The sequence below is a fragment of the Pseudescherichia vulneris genome (assembly GCF_902164725.1).
In the GTDB taxonomy this organism is placed as follows: Bacteria; Pseudomonadota; Gammaproteobacteria; order Enterobacterales; family Enterobacteriaceae; genus Pseudescherichia; species Pseudescherichia vulneris.
Genome location: NZ_LR607338.1, coordinates 1,250,268 through 1,275,276 on the forward strand (window position 1 = coordinate 1,250,268; position 25,009 = coordinate 1,275,276).

Sequence of the window (25,009 nt, forward strand, 5' to 3'; positions counted from 1 at the left end):
GCGCAGGCTTGCCAGCCTGCAAAGAAGTAGGCCGGATAAGCGCAGCGCCATCCGGCAACGTTTTACTCCGCTTCGCTCACCACGTGGGTAAAGATAGCGATCAGTGCCGAGAGGTCGCCCATGGCGCCGCTCTGGTTGGCTGCGCTCCAGGCCTCTGGCTCAATGCCGCGCCAGTCCAGCAGGTAGCCTGCATGGATCGCCAGCTGTTCGAAGAAGATCCGCTCGGCAATGCCGTTGCCGATGCGGAAAGGGTGCAGGACGTTAATTTCGCAATAATAGTGCGCTAAACGCTCGATAAACGCGGTTTTCTCCAGGCCCTGCAACCAATCTTCATCTTCCAGCGCCTGCATCAGGGCATTGCCCTCGTTCTCGATATAGTCAAAATTACAGAAGCGCGTATCGCCCTGATAGATGTTGACCTCACGGATCTCACCGGCCCACTCAAAGATATCCTGGTAGAGATGACGATGGATGGCGCAGAGGTGCGGCAGGCCTCGGGCAACCGGGCCCAGCTCCAGGGTGGCGGCACGCAGCGCGGTAAACGCGTATGCCGCCTCTTCGAGCTGTTTCGCCTGATGGATGCCCAGCCGGTTGCTCATCACATTGCGGCCAGCATAGAAGTACGGGTCACGCCCGTCACCAAACTTATCGCTCATGCTGCCTCCGAAGCGCCTCAAGGCGCGCCTCTGCTTCTTCTGCGTTGAGCGTTACCAGGGCGCACTCCACCCCTTCCAGCGCCCTGCTGGCCTGGAAATTGACGTTACGCTGCTGCTCCCAGAGACGGGATTTTTGCCGTTCGGTGAGTTTTTTCGCCATTGTGTCTCCCTGATGATGTGCGTCATTTGCCACAAGTATAAGCGGCATTTTCACGTTACGCAGGGAAGCAGGCAGAGCACGGGCAGGCAATGCCCGTGCAAAAAAGCGTTAGGGGAGAACTTTTGCGGAGAGAATAACCACCGGTTTTGACGGCACATTCTGATACGGGCCGACGTTGTGGGTCTGTACCTGGGAGATCTTGTCTGCGATATCCATGCCTTTCACAACTTTACCAAAAACGGCGTAGCCGAAGTCGCGCTGGCCGTGATCGAGGAAAGCGTTATCCGCCACGTTGATGAAGAACTGGCTGGTGGCGCTGTCTTTGTCAGCGGTACGGGCCATGGAGATGGTGCCGCGAGTGTTGCGCAGGCCGTTATCCGCTTCGTTCTTGATCGGCGGATTCGGCTGCTTCTGCTGCATCTGCTCATTAAAGCCGCCGCCCTGCACCATAAAGCCGGGGATCACGCGGTGAAAGGTGGTGTTGTTATAGAAGCCGCTGTTCACATAGTCGACAAAATTTTTCACCGATACCGGGGCTTTCTGGCTGTTCAGCTCCAGCTCAATGTTACCGGCAGAGGTGGTTAACAGAACGTGAGGGTCGCCTTTTGCCGCGAGGGCTGCGGGTGAAATTGCAGAGAGAGCAAAGATAGCCGCCACAGCCGCCAGAGTCGTTTTAACCATGTGAATTCCTAACAGTGAACAGAGAAGAGAGCGAGTCGCTTGATTCTAAAGAGCATGCTGCCCCCAGGCCAGCGCTTTACTCAATTTTACGAATTTGAAACAGTTGTGTCTGCACCTGGGCATACGGTAATACGGTGAAAATTTGTGACACATTTCAAAATAAACTATGCAACGTGAACGTTTTTCACTTTTAAAGATTTAAATGTGTCACCCGAACGCATAAAATCTGCCCGTTCACGGCGCAGTCAACGCGCTTTACACTTCTATTCACAGGCCAGTCTCATGACTAACAGCAACAGAATTAAGCTCACATGGATCAGCTTCTTCTCCTACGCCCTTACCGGTGCGTTGGTGATCGTCACCGGTATGGTGATGGGCGATATCGCGAAGTACTTCGATCTTCCGGTTTCCAGCATGAGCAACACCTTCACCTTCCTGAACGCTGGGATCCTGATCTCTATCTTCCTGAACGCCTGGCTGATGGAGATCGTACCGCTAAAAACCCAGCTGCGTTTTGGCTTCGTGCTGATGGTGCTGGCGGTCGCAGTGCTGATGCTAAGCCATAGCCTGGCACTCTTCTCCGCCGCGATGTTCGTGCTGGGGCTGGTGAGCGGTATCACTATGTCCATCGGCACCTTCCTGGTGACCCAGATGTATGAAGGTCGCCAGCGTGGCTCTCGCCTGCTGTTCACCGACTCCTTCTTCAGCATGGCCGGGATGATCTTCCCGATGGTGGCCGCGTTCCTGCTGGCCCGCAGCATTGAGTGGTACTGGGTTTACGCCTGCATTGGTCTGGTCTACGTCGCCATCTTCGTACTGACCATCGGCTGCGAGTTCCCGGCGCTGGGCAAGCATGCGGCCCCAAGCGACAAGCCGGTGGTGAAAGAGAAGTGGGGCGTTGGCGTCCTGTTCCTCTCTATCGCCGCACTCTGCTACATCCTCGGCCAGCTGGGCTTTATCTCCTGGGTGCCGGAGTATGCCAAAGGTCTGGGCATGGACGTCAGCGGCCAAGGCAAACTGGTCAGCGACTTCTGGATGTCTTACATGATCGGCATGTGGGCGTTTAGCTTTATCCTGCGCTTCTTCGACCTGCAGCGCATTCTGACCGTGCTGGCAGGGATGGCGACCGTGCTGATGTATCTCTTTATCACCAGCAGCCCGGAACATATGGCATGGTTTATTCTGGCTCTGGGCTTCTTCTCCAGCGCCATCTACACTACCATTATCACCCTTGGCTCCCAGCAGACCAAAGTGGCTTCGCCGAAGCTGGTTAACTTTGTCCTCACCTGTGGCACCATTGGTACCATGCTGACCTTCGTGGTTACCGGTCCTATCGTGGCCAACAGCGGCCCACAGGCGGCGCTGATGACCGCTAACGGCCTCTATGCTGTGGTATTCGTCATGTGCTTCGCGCTGGGCTTCGTAACTCGCCATCGTCAACACAACACCACCGCCTCCGCGCACTAAGTTATTCCTGCCCCTTTTCGTCCTGAAAAGGGGCTCGTTCCCTCTCCTCCAATGGTTTAATCCCATTAATCTTTAGTGGTAATTCACCCTGCGCAAAAACCCTCTTTTTTGTATGTTATTTGCTCTACGCCGAAAAGCCAGCCAATTCCGTGACTTAGAAAAAAGCTTTTAAATCAGTAATATACTCCTTAAGGAGTAGGTAAAGGTGAACTTGATTTGCATCAATAAACGCCCCAGCTGAATCGTTAAGGTAGGCAGTAATAGAAAAGAAATCGAGGCAAAAATGAGCAAAGTCAGAATCGCTATTATCGGTAACGGCATGGTCGGCCACCGTTTTATTGAGGATCTCCTCGATAAAGCTGACGCTGCCCGCTTCGACATTACCGTGTTTTGTGAAGAGCCGCGGAAAGCCTACGACCGCGTCCATCTCTCTTCCTACTTCTCTCACCACACCGCCGAAGAGCTCTCCCTGGTGCGCGAAGGCTTCTATGAGAAGCACGGCGTTAAGGTGCTGGTGGGCGAACGTGCTATCACTATCAACCGCCAGGAGAAGGTGATCCACTCCAGCGCGGGCCGCACGGTCTATTACGATAAGCTGATTATGGCCACCGGCTCCTATCCGTGGATCCCGCCGATTAAAGGCTCCGAAACCCAGGATTGCTTTGTTTATCGCACTATCGAAGATTTGAACGCCATTGAAGCCTGCGCGCGCCGTAGCCGCCGGGGCGCAGTGGTGGGCGGTGGCCTGCTCGGTCTGGAAGCCGCCGGGGCGCTGAAAAACCTCGGCGTTGAAACCCACGTCATTGAGTTCGCGCCGATGCTGATGGCCGAGCAGCTTGACCAGATGGGCGGCGAGCAGCTGAAACGCAAAATTGAGAGCATGGGCGTGCGCGTGCACACCAGCAAAAATACCCAGGAGATCGTCCAGGAGGGCGTCGAAGGGCGCAAGACCATGCGCTTCGCCGACGGCAGCAGCCTTGAGATCGACTTTATCGTCTTCTCGACCGGTATTCGTCCACGCGACAAGCTGGCGACCCAGTGCGGCCTGGCAACGGCCCAGCGCGGTGGGATCATGGTGAACGACACCTGCCAGACCTCCGACCCGGATATCTACGCCATCGGCGAGTGCGCCAGCTGGAACAACCGCGTCTACGGCCTGGTCGCACCGGGTTACAAAATGGCGCAGGTAGCGGTGGATCATATCCTCGGCACCCCGAACGCCTTTGAAGGAGCCGACCTCAGCGCCAAGCTGAAGCTGCTAGGCGTGGACGTCGGCGGCATTGGCGATGCCCATGGCCGCACGCCGAACGCCCGCAGCTACGTCTACCTGGACGAGAGCAAAGAGGTCTATAAGCGCCTGATCGTCAGCCCGGATAACAAAACCCTGCTCGGTGCGGTGCTGGTAGGCGACACCAGCGACTTTGGCAATTTACAGCAGCTGGTGCTGAACGCCATCGAGCTGCCGGAAAACCCGGATGCGCTGATCCTGCCCGCCCACGCGGGCAGCGGCAAACCCTCTATCGGCGTCGATAAGCTGCCGGACAGCGCGCAGATCTGCTCCTGCTTCGACGTGACCAAAGGCATGCTGATCTCGGCCATCAACAAAGGCTGCCATACGGTAGCGGCGCTGAAGGCAGAAACCAAAGCCGGTACCGGCTGCGGCGGCTGTATTCCACTGGTGACTCAGGTGCTGAACGCCGAGCTGGCGAAACAGGGTATCGAAGTGAACCACAGCCTGTGCGAACACTTTGCCTACTCCCGTCAGGAGCTGTACCACCTGATCCGCGTGGAAGGGATCAAAACCTTCGATGAGCTGCTGGCAAAACACGGTAAGGGCTACGGGTGTGAAGTGTGTAAACCCACCGTTGGCTCCCTGCTGGCCTCCTGCTGGAACGAATACGTTCTGAAGCCGCAGCATACGCCGCTGCAGGATACCAACGATAACTTCCTCGCCAACATCCAGAAAGACGGCACCTACTCAGTGATCCCGCGTTCTGCCGGCGGCGAAATCACCCCGGAAGGGCTGATGGCGGTGGGCCGTATCGCCCGCGAGTTCAACCTCTATACCAAAATCACCGGCTCACAGCGTATCGGCCTGTTCGGTGCGCAGAAAGATGACCTGCCGGAGATCTGGCGTCAGCTGATTGAAGCCGGGTTCGAAACCGGTCATGCCTACGCCAAAGCGCTGCGCATGGCGAAAACCTGCGTCGGTTCAACCTGGTGCCGCTACGGCGTAGGCGACAGCGTGGGCTTCGGCGTCGAGCTGGAGAACCGCTACAAAGGCATCCGTACCCCGCACAAAATGAAGTTTGGCGTCTCTGGCTGCACCCGCGAATGTGCGGAGGCGCAGGGTAAAGACGTGGGCATCATCGCCACTGAAAAAGGCTGGAACCTCTACGTCTGCGGTAACGGCGGGATGAAACCACGCCATGCGGATCTGCTGGCGGCGGATCTCGACCGCGACACGCTGGTACGCTACCTAGACCGCTTTATGATGTTCTACATCCGCACCGCCGACAAGCTGACCCGTACCGCCTCCTGGCTGGACAATCTGGAAGGCGGCATCGACTACCTGAAGAGCGTGATTATCGACGACAAGCTTGGCCTGAACAGCCAGCTGGAAGCAGAGATGGCCCGCCTGCGCGACGCCGTGATCTGCGAGTGGACCGCTACCGTTAACGATCCGCAGGCGCAGGTGCGCTTCAAACACTTTATCAACAGCGATCGCCGCGACCCGGCGGTACAGATTGTACCGGAACGTCAGCAGCATCGCCCGGCCACGCCGTATGAGCGTATTCCGGTCACTCTGGTGGAGGAAACCGTATGAGCCAGTGGAACACCGTCTGTCAGCTCGCTGACATCGTGCCGGCAACCGGCGTCTGCGCCCTGCTGAATAACCAGCAGATCGCGATTTTCCGCCCACGGGCCGATGAGCAGGTCTATGCCATCAGCAATATCGATCCCTTCTTTGAGGCCAGCGTGCTGTCGCGCGGCATCATCGCCGAGCACGATGGCGAACTGTGGGTTGCCAGCCCGCTGAAGAAACAGCGCTTCCGCCTGCGCGACGGCCTGTGCATGGAGGATGCGGACCACTCCGTAGCCCGCTTCGATGCCCGGGTTAAAGACGGCGAAGTACAGATTAAAGCGTAATACCCCGGCGGGGGTGCAATGCCCCCGCCTTTTAACCTTTTCATTTTTACTTTTTCTTTTCTAACTTTGGATAATCATCATGTTCGCAGACACTATCAATAAGTGTGCGGCTAACGCTGCGCGCATTGCACGCCTCTCTACACATAATCCGCTGGGCTTCTGGATCGGCTCCGCAATGGCCGGGGCCTACGTAGGCCTGGCGATTATCCTCATCTTTACCCTTGGCAACCTGCTTGATCCGGCGATACGTCCGCTGGTGATGGGTGCAACCTTTGGCATCGCGCTGACGCTGGTGATCATCGCAGGTTCCGAGCTGTTTACCGGCCATACCATGTTCCTGACCCTGGGCGTGAAAGCAGGCACTATCAGCCACGGCCAGATGTGGACGATCCTGCCGCAAACCTGGCTAGGTAATCTGGTAGGTTCGGTTTTCGTTGCCCTGCTCTACGTCTGGGGCGGCGGTAGCCTGCTGTCGGTCGATACCAGCCTGGTGCACACCGTGGCGCTGGCGAAAACCAGCGCGCCCGCCAGCGTGCTGTTCTTCAAGGGGGTGCTCTGCAACTGGCTGGTGTGTCTGGCGATCTGGATGGCGATCCGTACCGAAGGCGCGGGAAAATTCCTTGCTATCTGGTGGTGCCTGCTGGCGTTTATCGCCTCTGGCTACGAGCATTCGGTCGCCAACATGACCCTGTTCGCTCTCTCCTGGTTTGGTCATCACAGCGACGCCTACACCCTGTCCGGTATTGGACATAACCTTTTGTGGGTAACCCTGGGGAATACTTTATCCGGAGCCATATTTATGGGGCTGGGATATTGGTATGCTACCCCTCGCGCAGAGCGTCCTACACCTGCTAAAAACGCCGCGCAGGAAACCGTTAGCCCTTAAAGCGAGTTAGCGCTTAAAAACTACAACGAGGTTATGTCGTGCACCATCTTCCTATTTTTTGCCAGTTACGCGATCGCGACTGCCTGCTCGTCGGCGGTGGCGATGTCGCAGAGCGTAAAGCCCGCTTGCTTCTGGAAGCCGGTGCGCGGCTTACCGTCAATGCGCTGCACTTCGATCCGCAGTTTACCGCGTGGGCGGACGAAGGCATGATCACTCTGGTAGAGGGCCACTTTGATGAAGCGCTGCTCGATCCCTGCTGGCTGGTGATTGCCGCGACCGACGACGATGCGGTCAATCAGCAGGTCAGCGATGCAGCGGAAGCGCGCCGTATCTTCTGTAACGTGGTTGATGCGCCGAAAGAGGCGAGCTTTATCATGCCATCGATTATCGACCGCTCACCGCTGATGGTGGCGATCTCCTCCGGCGGCACCTCGCCGGTGCTGGCGCGCCTGCTGCGGGAAAAGCTGGAGTCGCTGCTGCCGCTGCACCTCGGCAAAATTGCTGGCTATGCCGGCACCCTGCGCGGACGAGTGAAAGCCACCTTCGCCACTATGGCTGAACGCCGCCGCTTCTGGGAGAAGTTTTTCACCAATGACCGTCTTGCCCAGTATCTGGCCAACAGCGATCGCCTTGCCATCGACAACGAGACGGAGTCGCTGTTTAACACGCCGCTCGATAACCGGGGGGAAGTGGTGCTGGTTGGCGCGGGGCCGGGCGATGCCGGGCTACTGACGCTGAAGGGCCTCCAGCAGATCCAGCAGGCGGACGTGGTGGTCTACGACCGTCTGGTCTCGGACGACATTATGAACCTGGTGCGCCGCGACGCCGACCGTATTTTTGTCGGTAAACGTGCAGGCTACCACTGCGTACCGCAGGAGGAGATTAACCAGATCCTGCTGCGCCAGGCGCAGTCCGGCAAGCGCGTGGTGCGTCTGAAGGGCGGCGATCCGTTTATCTTTGGTCGCGGTGGCGAAGAGCTGGAGACGCTGTGCCATGCGGGGATCCCCTTCTCCGTGGTGCCGGGCATTACCGCCGCCTCGGGCTGCTCCGCCTACTCGGGCATTCCGCTGACTCACCGCGATTACGCTCAGAGCGTGCGGCTGATCACCGGCCACCTGAAAACCGGCGGCGAGCTGGACTGGGAGAACCTGGCCGCAGAGAAGCAGACCCTGGTGTTCTATATGGGGCTAAATCAGGCCGCAACGATCCAGCAGAAGCTGATCGAGCACGGGATGCAGGCGGATATGCCAGTGGCGCTGGTGGAGAACGGCACGGCGGTACAGCAGCGGGTCGTGAGCGGGGTATTGAGCGAGCTGGGTACGCTGGCGCAGCAGGTTGAGAGCCCGGCGCTGATTATCGTTGGCCGCGTCGTCGCCCTGCGCGACAAGCTGAACTGGTTCTCGCACCACTAATAATAGTCATCGTAATCATCGTAGGCCGGGCAAACGCAGTGCCGCCCGGCATTACTGCATCAGCATAGAAACGCCCGGTGGCGCTGCGCTTACCGGGCCTACAGTAGTCTTTACGGCTTGGCGACAAAGCCAATTGCTTCGTATACCGCTTTCAGCGTCTCTGCGGCGCGGGCGCTGGCTTTCTCGGCACCCTCTTTCATAATGCGCTGCAGGAAGGCTTCATCGTTACGGTAGCGATGGTAGCGCTCCTGAAGCTCAGTCAGCATGCCAGAGACCGCATCCGCGACTTCACCCTTCAGGTGACCGTACATTTTACCTTCGAAGTGCTGCTCCAGCTCGGCAATGCTCTGCCCGGTCACGCCAGAGAGGATATCGAGCAGGTTAGAGACGCCCGCCTTCTCCTTCACGTCGTAACGCACGACCGGCGGCTCTTCAGAGTCGGTTACCGCACGTTTGATCTTCTTCACCACCGACTTCGGATCTTCCAGCAGGCCGATAACGTTGTTGCGGTTATCGTCAGACTTGGACATCTTCTTGGTCGGCTCCAGCAGAGACATCACGCGTGCGCCGGATTTCGGAATGAACGGCTCCGGTACTTTGAACACGTCGCCGTAGATGGCGTTGAAGCGCTGGGCGATATCGCGGCTCAGCTCCAGATGCTGCTTCTGATCTTCACCGACCGGGACCTGGATGGTCTGATAGAGCAGAATGTCCGCCGCCATCAGCACCGGGTAGTCAAACAGGCCGGCGTTGATGTTCTCAGAGTAGCGCGCTGACTTGTCTTTAAACTGGGTCATGCGGCTCAGCTCGCCGAAATAGGTGTAGCAGTTCAGCGCCCAACCGAGCTGCGCATGCTCCGTCACGTGAGACTGAACGAAAATGGTGCTCTTCTCGGGATCGATCCCGCAGGCCAGGTAGAGCGCCAGCGTATCCAGGGTAGCCTTGCGCAGCTTCTCTGGATCCTGACGGGCAGTAATGGCGTGGAGATCCACGATGCAGTAGATGCAGTCGTACTCATCCTGCATGGTTACCCACTGACGCAGCGCACCCATATAGTTGCCGATGGTCAGTTCACCTGAGGGCTGTGCGCCACTAAAGACGATGGGCTTAGTCATTTTTCTATTCCTGATGTTCACTATATGGAAGCCCAAGCGCGGGCAGTAACTGTTTGAAATGGTCGAAGATATGATCCGGCTCGCTCAGGGCGATGGCTTCGCCGTAGTTGTAGCCGTAGGTGAGGCCCACGGCACAGCAGCCAGCCGCCTTCGCCGCCTGAATATCATTCCGCGAATCGCCGACAAACAGCAGCGCCTGCGGGGCCACCCCTAGCTTATCAGCCACCAGCAGCAGCGGCTCCGGGTGCGGCTTTTTGTTTTTGACGTCGTCACCGCCGATCACCAGCGTGAAATAGCGGGCGATATCCAGCGCCTCCAGCAGGGGCGCAACAAACGGCGTCGGCTTATTGGTTACCAGCGCCAGCGGATAGCCCTCTTCATGCAGGGCGGCCAGGGTAGCGGCTACGTCCGGGAAGAGAAAGCTGCCCTCTTCAACCACGTCGGCGTAGTAGCGATCGAAAAGCTTGCGCAGAATGCGGGCCTGCTCCTCTTCAGGAATGGCCGCGTGATCGATAGCCGGTTTGCCTGCCATCGCACGCTGGCTGGCGTGCTCCTGACGAGACCATGCCAGCGCACGCTGCATCAGCACGTCAGCACCGTTGCCAATCCACGTTACTACCCGTGCCTCACCGGCAGCGGGCAGCTCCAGGGCGTAAAGCGCCTGGTCTACCGCGTGGGTTAGGCCCGGCGCGCTGTCTACCAGCGTACCGTCAAGATCAAAGGCAACAGCTTGAATTCCGTCGATTTTTTTAGCCATGATGAACCTTTGCCAGCTCGCTGCGCATTTTATCGATCACGCTACGGTAGTCCGGCTGGTTAAAAATGGCCGAGCCAGCGACAAACATATCTGCGCCCGCGGCAGCAATTTCACCGATGTTATCCGCCTTCACGCCGCCGTCAACTTCAAGGCGAATGTCGTAGCCGGAGGCATCGATGCGACGGCGCACTTCGCGCAGCTTGTCGAGCGTATGAGGAATAAAGGACTGGCCGCCGAAGCCTGGGTTAACGGACATCAGCAGGATCACGTCAAGCTTGTCCATGACGTAGTCAAGCCAGCTCAGGGAGGTCGCCGGGTTGAACACCAGCCCCGCTTTACAGCCATGCTCTTTGATCAGCTGCAACGAGCGGTCGACGTGCTCGCTGGCTTCCGGATGGAAAGTAATAATGCTCGCCCCTGCGGCAGCGAAATCCGGGATCAAACGATCTACCGGTTTCACCATCAGGTGGACGTCAATCGGGGCGGTGATGCCATAGTCGCGCAGGGCTTTCAATACCATCGGCCCCATCGTCAGGTTAGGGACGTAGTGGTTATCCATGACGTCAAAATGCACCACGTCGCCACCGGCCGCCAGCGCGTTAGCGGTGTCCTCACCCAGGCGGGCAAAGTCAGCCGACAGAATTGAAGGGGCAATCAAATACTGTTTCATCCGCATCTCCTTGAGAACTATTTTTTGTCTGCCGGGCGATAGAGCGCCAGCAGTTCGTCCACCTTTTTGCGTGTGCCACCGTTGCTGCTGATGCTGCGGCGCACTTTAACCTGAAAATGCGTCGCGGCTTTGTACCACTCACGGGTGTCCGGCGTATCGTGATTCGAAATTAACACTGGGATTTGCTTGCTGACCAGTATTTCCGCCATCTCTGCCAGACGCGCCTGCTCTAGCGGACTAAAGCTATTGGTATGGTAGGCGGTAAAGTTCGCCGTCGCGGAGAGAGGGGCATAGGGCGGATCGCAGTAGACCACGGAGTTAGCGTCGGCGAGCTCCATGCACGCCTCATACGAGAGGCAGCGAAACTCTGCGTTCTGGGCCTTTTCAGCAAAGTGGTACAGTTCGGCTTCCGGGAAGTAAGGCTTTTTATACCGGCCAAAGGGCACGTTAAACTCGCCGCGCAGGTTATAGCGGCACAGGCCGTTATAGCCGTGGCGGTTAAGATATAAAAACAGCACCGCACGCCGCAACGGATCCCGGCACTGGTTGAACTCGGTACGCAGCCGATAGTAGACCTCAGCCTGGTTATGCTGCGGCGTAAACAGCTCACGGGCGTTAAGGACGTACTCATCGGTGCGGGTTTTGACGATGTTGTAGAGACCAATCAGATCGCTGTTAATATCCGCGAGGATATAGCGAGAAAAGTCGGTATTCAGAAATACCGACCCGGCCCCGACGAAGGGTTCTATGAGGCACTCACCCGGTGGTAAATGCTTTTTAATGTCGTCGAGCAGGGGGTATTTCCCCCCTGCCCATTTCAGAAAAGCGCGATTTTTTTTCATGCTGACTAACTAATGACACCCTTTGCAGCTGGGGCGTAAGCCCGACAGCATTTGCGCTTTACTCATTACTTGAGATCGGCCTGCACCTGATGCAGCGGCTTCGCCCACGGGTTTTTCGCCTGCACGTCGGCTGGCAGCGTAGAGACGGCGCGTTTAGCATCATCTTTCGACGCATAGACACCGCTTACTAATACGTACCACGGCTGACCGTTACGCGAGGTCTGATAAACCACGAAGTTTTTCAGGTTCTCTTTCTTTGCCCACGCGTTCAGGTTGTTGTAGTTCGACGAGCTGCTTAGCTGCAGCGTGTAGTGGCTACCCGGTGCTGACTTCAGGGAACCCACATTGCCGGTAGAGGCATTGGCCGTGGCCGCAGGCGCTGCTGCTGCCGGTGCGGCGGCGGCTGGTGCAGGGGTCGTAGCAGGCTTCGCCGACTGGGTCGGTGCCGTTGCCGTTACCGCTGCAGACGGCTTCGCCGCAGGGGCTGCGCTGGCCGTTGCTTTTGGCTGGGCCGTGCTGGTCGCTGGCGCGGTGGTAGCCGCCGTCTCGGTGCGCTTCGGCTGGACTGCTGCTTTCGGCGCGCTCTGGGCTGGCTTCGGCTCGATTACCGTCTGCTGGCGCTCGGTGCGCGGCGCAGTGCGGTGCTCAGTTGCGGAGGCTTGACGCTCAGACGCGGCGGTCTGGCGCGTCTCTGCTGCTTTCGCGTTATGTACCGGCGCAACGGTAGCGGGTTCGGTTGGCAGAGTGGAGTTCACCGCCACGCTGTCTACCTGGTTTTGGTTCTGCGGCTGCGCCAGGGCGTTATTCAGATCGCCCTGCACTTCAACACGCTGCTGTCCTTCCGGCGCGGCAGGCGTCTGCCCTTGGGTTGGCGTAGAGGCGATTGGCGGCAGAGAGACATCCTGCGGATTACCCGCCGTCTGCTCAGCCGAGGTCGTGCCCGGTGCAGGCTGCGTACCGTTGGCCTGGTCAGCGGCGTTATCTGACAGGTTGACGCTCTTCTCCGAGGAGGCCTGTTCGCTGTCGGACTTATCGGCAGGCGACTTCAGCGCAGAGCCGATGCCCACGATCAGCAAGAGTAGAACCAGGATCCCCAGCCCCATCATCAGGTACTGGCGGGAAGCAGGTTTAGCGGCAGGGGCTTTTTTACGCTTACGAGGGCGATGCTCTACGCGCTCCTCATCCACGGCGCTCTCTTCCAGCTCCTCTTCCTCATAGCTTTCGTCAACCTCTTCACGTGCTTTACGCGTCCGTGAAGGGCGACGATCGTCAGCGTCCAGATCGACATCGTCGAAGTTGATCTGCGGATCGCTGTCGCGGTCAGAAGACTGGCGCGTACGACCAGGGCGACGATCGCTGGGATCGGTTTTCAGCTCGTCTTCTGGTTTGAATTCATCCATTTAACACCCCACTCAAAGGCTAATGCCAACCACTTGTGCGCATTGCCCAAAGTTAAACACCACGACTGGCGTGGCCAGACCTTTTTCGTTTTCACGCCTGCTGGCAATCAGCAATGGCGCCAAGAACAACATCGTGTGGCACTCCGCCACGGACTTCACTCTTCCCTATCGCCAGCGGCAGGACTAAACGCATCTCGCCCGCCAGCACCTTTTTGTCGCGCAGCATGTGAGGAATATATGCCTCTGCGGACATCTCCCGCGGACCGTTGACCGGCAGGCCAGCGCGCGTGAGTAAGGTAATGATTTGCTGCGTATCGTCCCGGCTAAATTGACCGAGGCGTTCGGCCGCGCGTGCTGCCATGACCATTCCCGCCGCCACCGCTTCACCGTGCAGCCAGTTACCGTAGCCCATTTCAGCTTCGATAGCGTGACCAAACGTGTGGCCCAGGTTGAGTAAAGCACGTAAGCCGGTCTCGCGCTCGTCCGCAGCGACAACTTCGGCTTTTAGTTCACAACAGCGGCGAATGCAGTAGGCCATGGTGGGACCGTCAAGGCGCAGAAGCGCATCGAGATTCTCTTCAAGCCAGCTAAAGAACGCGGCGTCAAGAATGATGCCGTACTTGATGACTTCAGCCAGGCCAGAGGAGAGTTCGCGCGCGGGAAGCGTCGCCAGGCAGTCGAGATCGACGACCACCGAGGCGGGCTGGTAGAACGCGCCGATCATATTTTTGCCGAGAGGGTGATTCACCGCCGTCTTGCCGCCAACGGACGAATCGACCTGAGAAAGGAGCGTGGTGGGCACCTGAATAAAGCGCACGCCACGTTGATAGCTCGCAGCCGCAAAGCCGGTAAGATCGCCTACCACGCCGCCGCCAAGGGCCACCAGCGTCGTATCGCGCCCGTGAGGTTTCTGCAACAGGGCGGTGAAAACCGTATCCAGTACCGCCAGGCTTTTGTACTGCTCACCGTCCGGCAGCACGACGCTGTCAACCCGCACACCCGCCTGTTCAAGAACATGGCGGATTTTTTCAAGATAGAGCGGAGCCAGCGTCTCGTTAGTGACCAGCATCACCTGGTCGCCTGACTTCAACGGCAAGAAGGAAGCTGGATCGTTAAACAAACCAGCCGCGATGGTGATTGGGTAACTACGTTCTCCAAGAGTGACGGTAATCCTCTCCATGACGCGACATCCACCTTAATTGCGTAAACCTGCAGGCGTTATAGTAAGCCAGAATCAGTTGCTTTCCAGCATATGAATAATCTGGTTTGCGACTACTTTTGCGCTCTGATCGTCTGTGCGAATGGTGACGTCGGCAATCTCTTCGTAGAGAGGATTCCGTTCGTCGGCCAGCGCTTCGAGAACTTCTCGCGGCGGCGTCTCCACCTGTAACAGGGGACGCTTTTTATCGCGTTGAGTACGAGCCAGCTGCTTTTCGATAGTGGTTTCCAGATACACCACTACGCCACGGGCGGAGAGACGATTACGGGTTTCGCGGGATTTCACAGAGCCGCCGCCTGTCGCCAGCACAATGCCCTGCTTCTCGGTCAGTTCGTTAATGACCTTTTCTTCGCGATCGCGGAAACCTTCTTCACCTTCTACATCGAAGACCCAGCCCACATCAGCTCCGGTTCGTTTCTCAATCTCTTGATCAGAATCGTAAAATTCCATATTGAGTTGTTGAGCTAACTGACGCCCAATAGTGCTTTTGCCGGCACCCATAGGCCCAACCAGAAAGATATTGCGTTTCTCTGCCATTTTTTCGGTACTACTATAAGACTATTCGTTAATGGTAAACCCACTTCGCAGACACCTGGCGGAGCAGGACATGAACTGAAACCTCATATGCGTAAGTTCGAGAATCAGACTGAAAATTATCTCAATACTCGCGCTGTTTTGGCAACTGAATAAATCACCAACCTTGCGAAGAGGCCAATTGAGGTAAGACGGGAGTAGCTGACGCTCAAAATCGGTACTCCTTGTAAGCTAATTCATCTCTCACGTCAAACACCTGAGTTCAGTTCATGGCAAAAATCATCATATTTGGGTCGTATCCTTCATGCCTTAATGCAGTGGCATAAGGCGTGGCGTGATGAAAACCACCAGCTCACGGCGCTCGTTATCGTTCCCCTTGTGGCTAAAAAGGCGACCCAGCCACGGTACGCTGCCCAGCCCAGGCACGCTCTCGCTGCCGGATTTATTCTGTTGCTGAAAGATGCCGCCCAGCGCCAGCGTATCGCCGCTGCCGACTTCGACCTGGGTTTCGATCTCCTGCTTATCGATTGCCAGCACTTCGCCATCTGCCTGCTGAAGCACCTGACCGGGCATATTCTGGCTGATATGCAGCTTCAGACGCACTCTGCCGTCCTGTAACACCGTCGGCGTAACCTCCATGCCCAGCACCGCCTCCTTGAACTCGACCGAGGTCGCGCCGCTCTCACCGCTGGAGACCTGATAGGGAATTTCGCTCCCCTGCTTGATACTGGCAGGCTGCTGATGCGAGGCCAGCAGACGTGGGCTGGCGATGATTTCCAACTGCTGCGCCTGTTCAAGGGCCGACAGTTCGACATCCAGCATGCGACCATCGATGCGTCCGATATTGAACCCTACGCGCGTCGTGGCATCGCTCACCGAGAGATCGCTGCTGAGCGTAGTGACATCGCCAATCTTTCCTGCCGCCTGCGCTTCGGCCAGCGTCCACTTTACCCCGAGCTCACGCAGGCTTTTTTCATTAATAGTTACAATATGTGCTGCCAGCTCCACCTGGGCGACGGGCAGATCCATCTCTGCGATCCAGCGCGCTATGGCCTGTATCGACGCCGCGTTGTCACGCAGCAGCAGGCGGTTCATGCGTTTGTCGGCCATCATCGAGCCCTGCGGGCTGAGCAGCTTTCCTCCCACCCTCGTCAGCTCTTCCGCCTCGGCATAGCGTAGCGTAACGCTCTTCTCCACCAGCGGCAGGGCATTCTGCTGCTTCGCCTTGTCGGCCTCACGCTTCTCCTGCTGCTGCTGTCCCCACGCCTGGGTATGCACCTGGAGAACGCTGCCCTCTTTCTGCACGATCAGCGCTGCGCTGGCGATCACCGTTTGCAGGGCCTGCTTCCACGGAACGTCCATCAGATGCAGAGAGATCGTGCCGCTGACCTCTGGCGCAACGATAAGGTTGTATCGCCCCAGTTCAGCCAGGGTCTGTAGCACCTGCCCCACCGGAACATCATCGACGACCAGCGTCACCGGTACCGGGCTTTTTGCCCACGCTGGCAACATGCTGAGAAGCAGCCCTGCTGCCGTTATCCATTTTTTCATCCTTAGCTCCTTGTCGCTGCCACTGCCACTGCGCCGGTTCGCAGCCTGCGGCGGTGGTAATGTGCAACGTCTGCTCCGTGACCGAGACAACCTGCCAACCGGGCGGCAGGCGCTCTCCCACCGCCGCTCTGATCCACCGTCCCTCGGCGTTACGCAGCACGCCCCGGCGGTGCCCGTTAACGTCAATAAAACCCTGGTAGCGCCACTGGGCCAGCGTCGCCGTCTGACAGCGGTCCGGCAGCGGCTGAAAAGGATCGCGCATGCCGAGCAGCAGCGGCAGCACCAGCAGCCACGCCCGGCGTGTGTCAGGAACCATCGCTGCTCTCCAGCTCAAGGCCCAGATGCAGCACGCCCTCTTTTAGCGCCAATGAAAAGGCGGTGGCCTGCATACGCTGTTCGGCGAGGCGGGCAAAGGTCTCGGGGACATCCTGCCACCCGATTTGCAGCACCAGCTCACCACCGTGGGCGTTAGGATGCCAGCTCAGCAGCCGGGCGCTGCCGGTCTGGAAAGTCAGTGCGGAAAAAGTGCGCTCGGGCAGGATCGCTGTTGTCGTCAGCTCCTCTGCCTGACGCAGCGGCATCGCGCTTGCCCACAGCTGGCTGCGGCTCTGCTGCTGGGCTCGGATCTCGGTCAGCCGCTGTGTCTGCTCGCGCAGGCACGGACGCACCGTCAGCAGCCAGGCCAGCGCGGCGCAGCCTAAGGCCATCGTCAGCCAGATGGCTCCCCTGCGACGGGCAGAGAGCGAGAGCCAACGCTCAGGGCTGAGGTGCATGGGGCACGTCCGGAAGCAGAGCGTAATTAAATTGCCAACGTCCCTGCGCATCCCGCGAGGCGGCACCGGGCTTACCCATTCGCAGACCAGGAAGCGCGTTGAGCGCCGTTTCAAGCTGGCCCAGCGCCGCAAAGCTCACCGCATAGCCTGCCAGCGACAGCGTTCCCTGCTCAAAGCGCAATTCGCTCAGCCAGGCCTGTGCCGGCAGCGTGTCAGCAAGGCGGGTTAACGTCTGCTGCCACTCCCGCGTGGCCTGTAACCGCTTATAACGCTGCTGACGGGCCTGCCGCTCTGCCTGCTGGGCAAGCAGGCGCGCCTGTCGCTGGGCCAGCCCTGCCTGCAACGTTACGCCCGCCTGCTGCACCCGCCTTAGCCGCTGGTTCTCCAGCAGTGCGTGCATTCGCAGCATCGTGGCCAGCAGCACAATCAGCAGTAGGGTAGCAGAGAAGATCGTTATCCAGCCCCGCAGGCAGCGGCGCTGCTGCCGGGCACGCCAGGGAAGAAAGTTGACCGCCTGCGCCACTACTCACCTCCCAGCGCCAGGCCAATGGCGACTGCCCAGGCCGCGCCGTTTTCCGGCAGCGGTGGAGACAGCCGGGCAATGGCGCTCCAGGGGTCGAAGCTGCCCGGCCCGATATCGCAAAGCGTGCCCTCCGCCAGCGGCAGGCCCAGCAGCTGGGCCAGCTCGTCAAAGGTACTGGCCTCCTCATGGGCGCGCCGTCCCCAGCCGCTGCGCGTTGCCCACAGCCACTGGGAGGCGTCACGCCAGGCCAGCCAGCGCAGTGACGGGGCAAGGAGCGGGATAAAGCGCTGTAGGGCACAGGCGTCAGGGGTGATGGCCGAGAGATGCAGGTTAAGGTTATCCGCCAGCGTCATCAGCGCGGCAATATCACTGTTCTGCGCCGCCGTCACGCTATAGGCGCGCTGTACGCTGTCATCGGTGTAGTCGATGCGCAGGTCGTCGGCAGGCATGCCCAGCTCGCGGGCGAGGTTGTTGGTCACCCACTGTAGCTGGGCGCTTTCACCTAGCCGGACGGTAGGACGCGGAAGCCGCTTTTGCAACGTGCGTCCGGCCGGAAAAGCGAGGCTAATCTGGTGTCGGCGCGGCAGGGTTTTACTCCATCCTCGCAGCGCCATATGGAGGCATTCAGGCTGCTTAATCTGCCCATCGATAATCGTCCCGGCCTCCAGCGGTAGCTGCCACCAGCGGCGCAGCGCAGAGTGGGATTTTTTCTGCATCAGCGCGATGGCATAGACGCCATCCTGCTGAATATGAAGACCTATTCGCCAGCGACTGATTGCCATAAATCGCGATCTCCTTATCGTTCGTCGGGGTGACGGCTATATCAATGCATCAGGCTTGCCTTTATACTACGCCGCGATTGTTTATAAACTGCCCAAAGAAAACTAAATGGGAAATCTCCGGTGAAGTTCGTAAAGTATCTATTTATCCTTGCAGTTTGTTGCATTCTGCTGGGAGCAGGCTCGGTTTATGGCCTCTACAAATTTATTGAGCCACAGTTGCCTGACGTCGCCACGCTGAAAGACGTGCGGCTGCAAATTCCGATGCAGGTGTATACCGCCGATGGCGAGTTGATTGCGCAATACGGCGAAAAGCGCCGCATTCCGCTGACCCTGGATCAGATCCCGCCTGTTATGGTTAAAGCCTTCATTGCCACGGAAGACAGCCGTTTTTATGAGCATCACGGCGTCGATCCGGTGGGGATTTTCCGCGCCGCCAGCGTCGCGCTCTTCTCCGGCCACGCTTCCCAGGGCGCGAGTACCATTACGCAGCAGCTGGCGCGTAACTTCTTTCTCAGTCCGGAAAAAACCCTGATACGTAAGCTGAAAGAGGTCTTCCTGGCGATCCGCATTGAGCAGATGATGAGCAAGGATGAGATCCTTGAGCTTTACCTGAACAAGATCTATCTCGGCTATCGCGCCTATGGCGTGGGCGCGGCGGCGCAGGTCTATTTTGGTAAGTCTGTCGACCAGCTTACCCTGAGCGAGATCGCGGTGATTGCCGGGCTGCCAAAAGCGCCTTCTACCTTCAACCCGCTCTACTCTCTCGACCGGGCCACCTCGCGGCGTAACGTGGTGCTGGCGCGTATGATGAGCGAGGGCTATATCAGCCAGTCGCAGTACGACAGCGCCCGCAGTGAAGCCATTGATGCTAACTATCACGCGCCGGAGATCGCCTTCTCCTCCCCTTACCTCTCGGAGATGGTGCGCCAGGATATGGTGTCGCGCTACGGCGAGAAGGCCTATGAGGATGGCTACCGGGTCTACACCACCATCACGCGGAAGACACAGGAAGCGGCCCAGAAGGCGGTACGCGACAACGTGATGGATTACGACATGCGTCACGGCTATCGCGGACCGGCAAACGTGCTGTGGAAGCTGGGCGAGAGCCCCTGGGATAGCAAAAAAATCACCGACTCTCTGCGGGCGCTGCCGACCTATGGGCCGCTGCTCCCTGCCGTGGTGATGCAGGCCAATGCCCAGGAAGCGACGGCGATGCTGGCCGACGGCACGTCAGTGTCGCTGCGCATGGACGGTGTGCGCTGGGCACGTCCTTTCCGCTCGGATACCGCTCAGGGCGCGACGCCGCGCCGGGTGACCGATGCAGTGCAGGCCGGACAGCAGATCTGGGTTCGCCAGGTGAACGACGCCTGGTGGCTGGCGCAGGTGCCGGACGTAAACTCGGCCCTGGTCTCCATCAACCCGCAGAACGGGGCGGTGATAGCCCTGGTCGGCGGCTTCGATTTCAACCAGAGCAAGTTTAACCGCGCCACCCAGGCGCTGCGCCAGGTTGGCTCGAACATCAAGCCGTTCCTCTACACCGCGGCGATGGACAAAGGGCTCACGCTGGCGAGCATTCTTAACGACGTGCCGATTTCACGCTGGGATGCAGGCGCAGGCTCCGACTGGCGACCGAAAAACTCGCCGCCGGAGTATGCCGGTCCTATTCGTCTGCGCCAGGGGTTAGGCCAGTCGAAAAACGTGGTGATGGTGCGGGCCATGCGGGCGATGGGCGTCGACTACGCTGCGGAGTACCTGCAACGCTTCGGCTTCCCGGCCCAGAACATTGTTCACACTGAGTCGCTGGCGCTCGGCTCCGCCTCCTTCACCCCACTGCAGGTCGCGCGCGGCTATGCGGTAATGACGAACGGCGGCTTCCTGATCGACCCATGGTTTATCAGCAAGATCGAAAACGACCAGGGCAAGGTGCTGTTTGAAGCGCAGCCGAAGGTGGCCTGTGCGGAGTGTGATATTCCGGTGATCTATGGCGAGACGCAGAAGTCCAACGTGCTGGAGAACAGCAACGTTGAGGACGTCTCCGTGTCGCAGGAGCAGCAGAACCTCACCGTGCCTATGCCGCAGCTTGAGCAGGCCAACCAGGCGCTGGTGGCACAGACCGGCGCGCCGCAGTACGCGCCGCATGTGATTAACACTCCGCTTTCGTTCCTGATTAAGAGCGCGCTGAACAGTAACATCTTTGGCGAACCGGGCTGGCAGGGTACCGGCTGGCGCGCCGGGCGCGATCTCAAGCGCAACGATATCGGTGGCAAAACCGGCACCACCAACAGCTCGAAAGATGCTTGGTTCTCCGGCTACGGTCCTGGCGTCGTGACCTCGGTGTGGATTGGCTTTGACGATCACCGCCGCGATCTGGGCCGTACCACCGCCTCCGGCGCGATTAAGGATCAGATCTCAGGCTATGAAGGGGGGGCGAAGAGTGCCCAGCCGGCATGGGATGCCTTTATGAAAAGCGTGCTGGACGGCGTGCCGGAAGCACCGCTCACGCCGCCGCCGGGTATTGTGACGGTGAATATCGATCGCAGCACCGGACAGCTGGCTAACGGTGGCAACAGCCGTCAGGAGTACTTCATTGAAGGCACGCAGCCCACTCAGCAGGCGGTGCATGAGGTGGGGACAACCCTTATTGATAACGGCGAGACGCACGAGCTGTTTTAAGTCGTAAACGCTCGGCGGGATAATCTCCCCCGGGCGTTAGGCACCCTACAGCCGTCCCTGCCCTTTCAGCCATTCGCGCACTAAAAATAGCGCGCTCACGTTACGGGCCTCGTTGAAATCGGGGTCTTCCAGCAGATCCATCAGATGTGCCAGCGGCCAGCGCACCTGCGGCAGCGGCTCCGGCTCATCCCCTTCCAGCGACTCTGGATAGAGATCTTCCGCAACCACAATATTCATCTTGCTGGAGAAGTAGGAGGGCGCCATGCTGAGCTTTTTCAGGAAGGTCAGCTGGTTAGCACCAAAGCCGATCTCCTCTTTCAGCTCACGGTTCGCCGCCTCATAAACGCTCTCGCCAGCGTCAATAAGCCCTTTCGGGAACCCTAGCTCGTAGGATTCAATGCCGACGGCATATTCACGGATCAGCATCACGTGCTCATCGACAATGGCGACAATCATAACGGCTTCACGGGTCGAGGGGCGCATACGCTCGTACACGCGGCGAACGCCGTTACTAAATTCCAGGTCCACGCTTTCGACGTTAAACAGGCGAGATTTAGCGACCGTTTCTACGTTAAGAATGGTGGGTTTTTGCAATGATTTGCTCATTCTGATGGGTCTTTAGAGTGAAAACTTTCATCATTGTGCGGCAAACCGCACGGTTTCGGCAACGGCAATTGCCTTTTATTTACATTTGTGCAACTTAGAGGTAAGGCATTAATCATTTAGCCAGGAAAGTCAAGAGATTGAAATAAAACTAAGAATTTGCTGATATGGTCCACGACACGGCTTTGTTACCATCGCGCGCTGCTACTATTCGCTTCGCCAACAAGGTGCACCGACTACACCTCTGTAAGAAAAGTAAGATGGGAAAAGCATGAGCACCATTTTGATTTTTATCGCTGCTATGCTGGCCTGCGCTCTCCTTGCAGGGTGGTTCTTAAGACGACGTTCGCACCGTCGCTTCCGTCTGCCGTACCTGCCAGATTTTGCCGGGGCGGCGAACCGTAAGCTTACGCCGGAAGAGCGGAGCGCGGTTGAAGCCTATATCGAGACGCTGTCCCGTACTCAGCAGGCGCCTGGCCTGACGGGTGCCACCGCCGCACCGATCTCTCTCTCCCTGAATACGCAAAGCAATACGGTGCTCTCCGTTACCCACTCGATCACGCGCTACGGCATTAACAGTGACGATCTCAATAAGTGGCGCTACTTCCTCGACTCGGTTGAAGTGCATCTGCCGCCCTTCTGGGAGCAGTATATTACCGACGAGAACGTGGTTGAGCTTATCCGCACCGATACGCTCCCGCTGGTGATCTCTCTCAACGGCCATACGCTGAGCGACTCTATCCATGAAGCACGCGGCTACGCGCTGGAGCTGACGTCCACTACTCAGACCTCAATTCGCGGGGAAGAGAGCGAACAGATTGAGTTGCTGAATATTCGTCAGGAGACGCGGGAGGAGTATGCCTTGAGTCGCCCGGACGGCCTGCGGGAAGCGCTGTTGATTGTGACCTCATTCCTGCTGTTCTATTTCTGCCTCGCCACGCCGGACGTTTTTGTGCCGTGGATGGCCGGGGGCGCGGTCATGCTGCTCGCCGCCGGGCTGTGGGGGATCTTCGCCCCGCCAGCTAAAAATACCCTGCGCGAGATCCACTGCCTGCGCGGCACGCCCCGCCGCTGGGGCCTGTTTGGCGAGAACAACCAGGAGCAGATCAATAATATCTCGTTAGGGATTATCGATCTGATCTATCCCCGCCACTGGCAGCCCTACATTACTCAGGATCTGGGTCAGCAGACCGATATTGATATCTATCTTGACCGCCACGTCGTGCGCCAGGGGCGCTTTTTATCCCTGCATGACGAAGCGATCAACTTCCCCTTACAGCACTGGCTGCGCAGCGCCATTATCTCCCTCGGGGCGTTGGTGGTGCTGGTTCTGCTGCTGATCTGGGTGCCGCTGGATATGCCGGTTAAATTTACCCTGTCGTGGATGAAAGGCGCGCAGACCGTCGAGGCCACCAGCGTTAGCCAGCTGGAGCAGGCCGGGCTGCGGGTGGGCGATACCCTGAGCATCCACGGTACCGGCATGTGCAATATCCATATGCAGGAGAACTGGCGCGGGCGGCAAAACTCACCTTTCTCACCGTTCGACTGCTCGCAAATCATCTGGAACGACGCACCGCCGCTGCCGCTGCCGGAATCCGATATCGTCAATAAAGCGAACGCGCTGATCCAGGCAGTAAACCGCCAGCTGCACCCTTCCAGCGAAGAGGATTCCCACGTCAGCGCCGCGCTGCGTTCGGCGATTCAGAAGTCGGGCATGGTGTTGTTAGATGATTTTGCCGAGATCGTGCTGAAAACGCAGGATCTCTGCTCTGCCGAAGACGAATGCGCCCGGCTTAAGAACGCCCTCGTTAACCTCGGCAACACCAAAGACTGGGATACGCTGACTAAACGCGCCAGCGCGGGCAAGCTCAGCGGCGTGAACGTGCTGCTGCGTCCGGTTAGCGCCGAATCGCTCGATAACCTGGTGACCACCTCGACCGCCCCCTTCCTGCTGCGCGAGACGTCACGCGCCGCCCAGGCGCTTAACAGCCCGGCACCGGGCGGGTTTGTGATCGCCAGCGATGAAGGCAGCGAGCTGGTGGATCAGCCCTGGCCGCCCATTGCCCTGTATGATTTCCCCCCTCAAGAGCAGTGGAACGAGTTCCAGCGGCTGGCGCAAATGCTGATGCAGACTCCGTTTAGCGCCGAAGGCATCGTTACCAATATCTATACCGATGCCAACGGGACGAAGCATGTCAGCCTGCACCGGATGCCATCCAGCGCCGGGCTGTGGCGCTATATTGGTACCGCGCTGCTGCTACTGGCGATGATCCTCTGCACCCTCTATAACGCCGTTCAGGCGGTACGCCGCTACCAGCGCCACCGCTCACGCCTTGCCGATATTCAGGAGTATTACGACAGCTGCCTGAACCCGCAGCTGCTGCAGGCCTCCGATAGCCCATCCGATCGCTTTATCTGATAAACGCAGTGCGCGTCGGGGTGTGCTACCCTGTCGCGCTTATCCGCTCGCAGGAGTCTCTCATGCATATTGATATCAACTGGCAGGACGTGGAGACCGTGCTGCTGGATATGGACGGCACGCTGCTGGATCTGGCGTTTGATAACTACTTCTGGCAGACGCTGGTCCCGGAAACTTTCAGTGCTGCACGCGGCCTGACGCCGTCGCAGGCACAGGCGCAGATGCAGGCGGAATATCATGCCGTGCAGCATACGCTAAACTGGTACTGTCTGGACTACTGGAGCGAACGTCTCGGCCTTGATATTTGTGCCATGACCACGGCCGAGGGCCCGCGTGCCGTTATGCGGGAAGATACCGTGCCCTTCCTGGATGCGCTGAAGGCCTGCGGCAAGCGCCGAATTCTGCTCACGAACGCGCATCCGCACAATCTGGCGGTGAAGCTTGAGCATACCGGACTGGGCGCACACCTTGATTTATTACTTTCTACCCACACATTTGGTTATCCGAAAGAGGATCAACGCCTGTGGCAGGCCGTTGTTGAAGCTACCGGTCTGAACCCGGAGAAGACGCTGTTTATCGATGACAGCGAGCCGATTCTGGATGCGGCGGCGGCATTCGGTATTCGTTACTGCCTCGGCGTCACCAACCCTGACTCCGGGCTGGTGGAAAAGCGCTATCAGCGCCATCCTGGACTCAACGACTATCGCCGCCTGATCCCCTCACTGAAGTGAAGGAG

24 protein-coding genes are annotated in these 25,009 nt (G+C 58.5%); 8 read left to right on the forward strand and 16 right to left on the reverse strand.

Going from position 1 to position 25,009, the window contains the following annotated elements; genetic code table 11:
* Positions 1 to 62 precede the first annotated feature (62 nt).
* The 3 genes from FN633_RS05150 to ppiA form a co-directional block, all read right to left on the reverse strand.
* Positions 63 to 656: a putative adenosine monophosphate-protein transferase Fic gene (locus tag FN633_RS05150; RefSeq protein ID WP_154056970.1), complete on the reverse strand. Its 594-nt coding sequence runs from the start codon at positions 654 to 656 to the stop codon at positions 63 to 65.
* Positions 646 to 816 carry a YhfG family protein gene (locus FN633_RS05155; protein ID WP_072015277.1) on the reverse strand — a complete coding sequence of 57 codons (171 nt, stop codon included), beginning with the start codon at positions 814 to 816 and terminating at the stop codon, positions 646 to 648. The genes FN633_RS05150 and FN633_RS05155 overlap by 11 nt, the downstream gene beginning before the upstream one ends.
* A gap of 108 nt (positions 817 to 924) precedes the next feature.
* On the reverse strand, positions 925 to 1,497 hold the full coding sequence (ppiA, locus tag FN633_RS05160) for a peptidylprolyl isomerase A (RefSeq protein ID WP_042393089.1): 573 nt from the start codon (positions 1,495 to 1,497) through the stop codon (positions 925 to 927).
* A gap of 282 nt (positions 1,498 to 1,779) precedes the next feature.
* Here ppiA and tsgA point away from each other — a divergent pair, with 282 nt between their 5' ends.
* From tsgA to cysG, 5 genes are all read left to right on the forward strand, one after another.
* The gene (tsgA, locus tag FN633_RS05165; protein WP_154056971.1) at positions 1,780 to 2,964 is read left to right on the forward strand and encodes an MFS transporter TsgA; all 1,185 of its coding nucleotides are present in this window, start codon (positions 1,780 to 1,782) and stop codon (positions 2,962 to 2,964) included.
* Positions 2,965 to 3,247: 283 nt separating this feature from the next.
* Positions 3,248 to 5,791, forward strand: coding sequence for a nitrite reductase large subunit NirB (gene nirB, locus FN633_RS05170; protein ID WP_154056972.1), 2,544 nt, complete (start codon positions 3,248 to 3,250; stop codon positions 5,789 to 5,791).
* Positions 5,788 to 6,114, forward strand: coding sequence for a nitrite reductase small subunit NirD (gene nirD, locus FN633_RS05175; RefSeq protein WP_042393096.1), 327 nt, complete (start codon positions 5,788 to 5,790; stop codon positions 6,112 to 6,114). Before nirB ends, nirD begins: the two co-directional genes overlap by 4 nt.
* Positions 6,115 to 6,193: 79 nt before the next feature.
* Positions 6,194 to 7,000, forward strand: coding sequence for a nitrite transporter NirC (nirC, locus tag FN633_RS05180; RefSeq protein WP_154056973.1), 807 nt, complete (start codon positions 6,194 to 6,196; stop codon positions 6,998 to 7,000).
* Positions 7,001 to 7,038: 38 nt separating this feature from the next.
* Positions 7,039 to 8,412 (forward strand): siroheme synthase CysG, encoded by a 1,374-nt coding sequence (gene cysG / locus FN633_RS05185; RefSeq protein ID WP_154056974.1) that lies wholly within the window; start codon positions 7,039 to 7,041, stop codon positions 8,410 to 8,412.
* Between the two features lie 110 nt (positions 8,413 to 8,522).
* Here the strand turns inward: cysG and trpS are convergent, their stop codons facing one another.
* The 12 genes from trpS to FN633_RS05245 form a co-directional block, all read right to left on the reverse strand.
* A complete protein-coding gene (trpS, locus tag FN633_RS05190) occupies positions 8,523 to 9,527 on the reverse strand; it encodes a tryptophan--tRNA ligase (protein WP_154056975.1) in 1,005 nt (334 codons plus the stop codon).
* A 4-nt stretch (positions 9,528 to 9,531) separates the two neighbouring features.
* A complete protein-coding gene (gene gph / locus FN633_RS05195; RefSeq protein WP_154056976.1) occupies positions 9,532 to 10,284 on the reverse strand; it encodes a phosphoglycolate phosphatase in 753 nt (250 codons plus the stop codon).
* Positions 10,277 to 10,954 carry a ribulose-phosphate 3-epimerase gene (gene rpe, locus FN633_RS05200; RefSeq protein WP_042393104.1) on the reverse strand — a complete coding sequence of 226 codons (678 nt, stop codon included), beginning with the start codon at positions 10,952 to 10,954 and terminating at the stop codon, positions 10,277 to 10,279. The genes gph and rpe overlap by 8 nt, the downstream gene beginning before the upstream one ends.
* 17 nt (positions 10,955 to 10,971) lie before the next feature.
* Entirely contained in the window at positions 10,972 to 11,796 is an 825-nt protein-coding gene (gene dam, locus FN633_RS05205; protein ID WP_154056977.1) for an adenine-specific DNA-methyltransferase, read from the reverse strand.
* Between the two features lie 65 nt (positions 11,797 to 11,861).
* Entirely contained in the window at positions 11,862 to 13,196 is a 1,335-nt protein-coding gene (gene damX, locus FN633_RS05210; RefSeq protein ID WP_154056978.1) for a cell division protein DamX, read from the reverse strand.
* A gap of 91 nt (positions 13,197 to 13,287) precedes the next feature.
* Entirely contained in the window at positions 13,288 to 14,376 is a 1,089-nt protein-coding gene (aroB, locus tag FN633_RS05215) for a 3-dehydroquinate synthase (protein WP_154056979.1), read from the reverse strand.
* Positions 14,377 to 14,430: 54 nt separating this feature from the next.
* The gene (aroK, locus tag FN633_RS05220; protein ID WP_003861630.1) at positions 14,431 to 14,952 is read right to left on the reverse strand and encodes a shikimate kinase AroK; all 522 of its coding nucleotides are present in this window, start codon (positions 14,950 to 14,952) and stop codon (positions 14,431 to 14,433) included.
* A gap of 306 nt (positions 14,953 to 15,258) precedes the next feature.
* A complete protein-coding gene (gene hofQ / locus FN633_RS05225; protein WP_154056980.1) occupies positions 15,259 to 16,500 on the reverse strand; it encodes a DNA uptake porin HofQ in 1,242 nt (413 codons plus the stop codon).
* Positions 16,409 to 16,816 carry a HofP DNA utilization family protein gene (locus FN633_RS05230; protein ID WP_154056981.1) on the reverse strand — a complete coding sequence of 136 codons (408 nt, stop codon included), beginning with the start codon at positions 16,814 to 16,816 and terminating at the stop codon, positions 16,409 to 16,411. The genes hofQ and FN633_RS05230 overlap by 92 nt, the downstream gene beginning before the upstream one ends.
* Entirely contained in the window at positions 16,806 to 17,273 is a 468-nt protein-coding gene (locus tag FN633_RS05235) for a HofO family protein (RefSeq protein WP_154056982.1), read from the reverse strand. The genes FN633_RS05230 and FN633_RS05235 overlap by 11 nt, the downstream gene beginning before the upstream one ends.
* Positions 17,257 to 17,796, reverse strand: coding sequence for a PilN domain-containing protein (locus FN633_RS05240; protein WP_154056983.1), 540 nt, complete (start codon positions 17,794 to 17,796; stop codon positions 17,257 to 17,259). Before FN633_RS05240 ends, FN633_RS05235 begins: the two co-directional genes overlap by 17 nt.
* Entirely contained in the window at positions 17,796 to 18,578 is a 783-nt protein-coding gene (locus tag FN633_RS05245) for a type IV pilus biogenesis protein PilM (protein WP_154056984.1), read from the reverse strand. Before FN633_RS05245 ends, FN633_RS05240 begins: the two co-directional genes overlap by 1 nt.
* A gap of 120 nt (positions 18,579 to 18,698) precedes the next feature.
* On the opposite strand from FN633_RS05245, the gene mrcA reads away from it, so the two are divergent.
* Entirely contained in the window at positions 18,699 to 21,251 is a 2,553-nt protein-coding gene (gene mrcA / locus FN633_RS05250; RefSeq protein ID WP_154056985.1) for a peptidoglycan glycosyltransferase/peptidoglycan DD-transpeptidase MrcA, read from the forward strand.
* 45 nt (positions 21,252 to 21,296) lie between these two features.
* On the opposite strand, the gene nudE is transcribed toward mrcA, so the two are convergent.
* Positions 21,297 to 21,857: an ADP compounds hydrolase NudE gene (gene nudE / locus FN633_RS05255; protein WP_042393123.1), complete on the reverse strand. Its 561-nt coding sequence runs from the start codon at positions 21,855 to 21,857 to the stop codon at positions 21,297 to 21,299.
* Positions 21,858 to 22,125: 268 nt separating this feature from the next.
* Here nudE and FN633_RS05260 point away from each other — a divergent pair, with 268 nt between their 5' ends.
* On the forward strand, positions 22,126 to 24,273 hold the full coding sequence (locus FN633_RS05260; RefSeq protein WP_154056986.1) for an intracellular growth attenuator family protein: 2,148 nt from the start codon (positions 22,126 to 22,128) through the stop codon (positions 24,271 to 24,273).
* 62 nt (positions 24,274 to 24,335) lie between these two features.
* On the forward strand, positions 24,336 to 25,004 hold the full coding sequence (gene yrfG, locus FN633_RS05265) for a GMP/IMP nucleotidase (protein ID WP_154056987.1): 669 nt from the start codon (positions 24,336 to 24,338) through the stop codon (positions 25,002 to 25,004).
* Positions 25,005 to 25,009 lie beyond the last annotated feature (5 nt).